We start from the raw sequence: 3180 nt of genomic DNA, 5'->3' as shown, positions 1-3180 counted from the left end.
AAATTGATGGAAAAGGCCGGAGAGACTGTCGAACAGGTTTTACATTGGTCATGTTGGCGACGACGACATCAATACTCCGCCCAACAATGTCATTATCGGCGCCGGGATAACCTTATGATTACAGAACAGTTACGACTGTAGTACTAGGCGTTGAACTGGAAGAAGAACGGTTTAAGCAGACCGAACTGGAGATCAACGAAATATTTTCTGTCAGTAGTAAACGTTGAGTTTACACCTCACTAAATTGCGTACTCGACTAACAGACAGATTTTATAATAAGCCACCTTATTTTAATGCGTATTCATTCTGTTACGGGTTATTCAATAGAGATAGCAGCCTGATCCCAGTAATATTAACGGGCTAGTTAGCCGTAGGCTGAAATGACCTTTAACGAATAATAAAGTGAGGAATTTATGTCTGACGTTAATAAGCTGGATGATAAACAATGCCCGTTTGATCTTGATAAATACAAGAATAATGATAATGATGTGGTAGCACCTATTGGTTCTCTACCATGGGCAATAATTCAAGTATATATGGGAGAGGTAGTTGTTCGTAGTAAATGGGAAACGTCTAGAGAGTATATAGGACTAACTGTTAAAAGTCCTAAAAGTGCTTCGCATATTGAAAAACACGATAAATATGGTTCATCACATTGGCAACCCACCCCCGACGACTTGATGGCTTGTGATTGGGAATTAAAACCCATTGAAGGCATGCTGTCTTTTGATCTTAAGGTGGGTCATGCTTCTGATAACTGGGGGTATCTTGGTGACGATGAATGGGCAAATATGGGTACGGAGGGGATACTTCCTTTCGGTACATTAACTAACCTCCAAAACAAAACTGATATTAATAAATTTTCACTTTTCATATGGGGTGAACATAATAGTGATGTACTAATTAGAGTCTCCTCTGATACCAATGGAGAAGCCTATCAGAAGATAGTAGATTTATTTGCAAAATATCTCACTGTAACGGTTGCAGGAATACCTTACCATCTTGGTAGTAGTAGTGGAAATTACACGCTATATGGTCAGGAAGCCTATGAGTTTACCGGACAGTACATCCACCGTGATGCACGAAAATTAGGTGACCTATTGAAACAAAATGTAGGTAAAACACTGTCTTTTTGCTTCGACTGGAGATAATCCTAATCTATACCCTAAATTCAAGGCTGCGCTATTTGCGTGGCCTTTTTCGTATTTGCCACTGCAATCACTTTAATCATCTCCGTATACACGAGTTGCGGCTGGCATCCTATTAACTTTAACTCACAGGGGCGATCATAACTCACCCCACGGACACCCATTGTCCTGATGGGGGATTATGACTATGGATAAATACACCAGCCCCACGGCATACACATGGGGTGCATTTACCGCGATGCTGGGTGCGCTGTCATTAAGCGACTGGGCTATCGTCATTGGCATTATCTGTACCATCGGCACGTTTGCCGTGAACTGGTACTACAAGCACCGGGAATTCAACCGCCATGAAAAAGACGAGTAAGTTAAGTGCTGCCGTTATCGGTCTGGTGCTTTCCGGTGCAGGGGCGACCGCCATTCTTTCTCAGTTTTTGGATGAAAAAGAGGGTAACCGATTATCGGCGTATCGGGACGCAGGCGGCATCTGGACAATCTGTCGGGGTGTAACCCGAATTGATGGCGCTCCCGTTCGTCAGGGTATGCGATTGACCCCGAACCAGTGCCGTGACCTCAATGCCAAAGAAGTGGAGCAGGCCATTGCATGGGTCAGAAGTCATATCAACGTGCCACTGACTGAACCGCAGATAGCAGGCATTGCCAGTTTCTGCCCGTACAACATCGGCCCCGGTAAATGCTTCTCTTCCACGTTCTACCGGAAACTGAATGCGGGTGATAGGCAAGGGGCTTGTCAGGAAATCAAACGCTGGATATTTGACGGTGGCAGAGATTGCCGACAGACCCAAGGCCAAGCCAATGGCTGTTACGGTCAGGTAGAACGACGTGCTCAGGAATCGGAACTAACCTGTTGGGGGTTGGATGAATAGACATTATCTGGCTGCAATGATGTTTTTGGCGGCATTCATGCTGACTGTTTTAGGGTTGAATGGCTGGAAGTGGTTTTTGGTTAGTGGAGTGTTGCTGTCGTTAATTGAGTGGATATATCAGCTATGGGAAAGCTGATAATTGCTCTGATTATCGCTCTATCTGGTGCTTCATTTGCAGCACATCACTACCACTCGAAGTATGGGAAACAGCTTAAAGCCAACCAAGAGCAAGCAACCACAATCCAGCAACTGACGGACACCATCAACTACCAGAACACGCACATTGACATGCTGCATGAACTGGATAGTAAGCACACGCAGGAACTCGCCCATGCCAAGACTGAAATTGACCGGTTGCACTCTGCTTCTCTTGCTCATCCTGAACGGGTGTACATCCAAGCCAAGTGTCCCGTGTCTAAAACCGTTGCCAGCTCCGGCATGGATGATGCAGCCACCGCCCGACCTACAGACGCCGCTATCCGAAATTATTGGTTACTCAGAGAACGAATTGCCACCTCAGAACAAATGATTCAAGGGTTACAGGAGTATGTTAGGGAGCAGTGCCATTACCCCTAAGCATAAAGTCTAGGAGCTAATGGCGAAATGACGCATTTTAACGGCCCGGGCTGGGTCTTCTGTGAGGGTTAATCAGATCATCTATACGCAATTAACTTGAAGATGCAGGTTTTAATCGCTGGAAATGATCAGTCAGTCGGGTAGCCAATTCCTGTGCTTTTGTTGGCAAGGTGACATGATAAAAATGTCGAAGTGTTCCCCGAAACGTTTTTGCATCCGGGAAATAGACATTGTTGCGTATTTGCTCATTCGTGTACTTCCATAATCGTTCAATGGGGTTGAGATTAGGGCTGTAGGGGGGCAAGTAATGCAATTGAATATTCAGCTCTTGAGCCGCTGATTTCACTAATTCAGCGCGGTGATAACCTGCACCATCCAAAATAATATGCACTTTTTGTTGGAAGGGATAGGTTTCCCTAGATAGCGTCGTCATAAGTGACTTTGTGCGATAATAAGATTTGCATTCCATAAACAGAGTGAACTAACCATGAGCACACCTGCATACCGCCGTCACGATATTTCCGATCATGTCTGGAATTTACTTGAGCCCCACTTACCGGGTCGAAAAGGCG

At 45.2% G+C, this 3180-nt stretch carries 6 protein-coding genes and 1 pseudogene; 6 read left to right on the top strand and 1 reads right to left on the bottom strand.

Features of this window, described 5'->3' with window-relative positions:
• Nucleotides 1-413 precede the first annotated feature (413 nt).
• The 5 genes from Xinn_RS20320 to Xinn_RS20305 all read left to right on the top strand — a co-directional run bounded on the left by Xinn_RS20320 (nt 414) and on the right by Xinn_RS20305 (nt 2608).
• Nucleotides 414-1151, top strand: coding sequence for a Thoeris anti-defense Tad2 family protein (locus Xinn_RS20320; protein WP_086954441.1), 738 nt, complete (start codon nt 414-416; stop codon nt 1149-1151).
• A gap of 178 nt (nt 1152-1329) precedes the next feature.
• Nucleotides 1330-1512 carry a phage holin family protein gene (locus Xinn_RS20315; RefSeq protein ID WP_086954440.1) on the top strand — a complete coding sequence of 61 codons (183 nt, stop codon included), beginning with the start codon at nt 1330-1332 and terminating at the stop codon, nt 1510-1512.
• Complete coding sequence (locus Xinn_RS20310) at nt 1496-2032, top strand: lysozyme (RefSeq protein ID WP_086954439.1); 537 nt, start codon at nt 1496-1498, stop codon at nt 2030-2032. The genes Xinn_RS20315 and Xinn_RS20310 overlap by 17 nt, the downstream gene beginning before the upstream one ends.
• A complete protein-coding gene (locus Xinn_RS22280; protein ID WP_169923639.1) occupies nt 2025-2168 on the top strand; it encodes a hypothetical protein in 144 nt (47 codons plus the stop codon). Before Xinn_RS20310 ends, Xinn_RS22280 begins: the two co-directional genes overlap by 8 nt.
• Nucleotides 2156-2608, top strand: a complete 453-nt coding sequence (locus Xinn_RS20305; RefSeq protein WP_086954438.1) for a lysis protein — start codon at nt 2156-2158, stop codon at nt 2606-2608. The genes Xinn_RS22280 and Xinn_RS20305 overlap by 13 nt, the downstream gene beginning before the upstream one ends.
• A 91-nt stretch (nt 2609-2699) precedes the next feature.
• Here Xinn_RS20305 and Xinn_RS20300 read toward each other — a convergent pair whose 3' ends face one another.
• Nucleotides 2700-3083, bottom strand: a complete 384-nt coding sequence (locus Xinn_RS20300) for a transposase (protein ID WP_280176157.1) — start codon at nt 3081-3083, stop codon at nt 2700-2702.
• 12 nt (nt 3084-3095) lie between these two features.
• On the opposite strand from Xinn_RS20300, the pseudogene Xinn_RS20295 reads away from it, so the two are divergent.
• Nucleotides 3096-3180, top strand: a pseudogene (locus Xinn_RS20295) (IS5/IS1182 family transposase); the annotation flags it as partial.

This window comes from Xenorhabdus innexi (assembly GCF_002632485.1).
GTDB lineage: Bacteria > Pseudomonadota > Gammaproteobacteria > Enterobacterales > Enterobacteriaceae > Xenorhabdus > Xenorhabdus innexi.
Note: the sequence above shows the minus strand (reverse complement) of the source record. Positions and strands in the feature narration are given on the sequence as shown.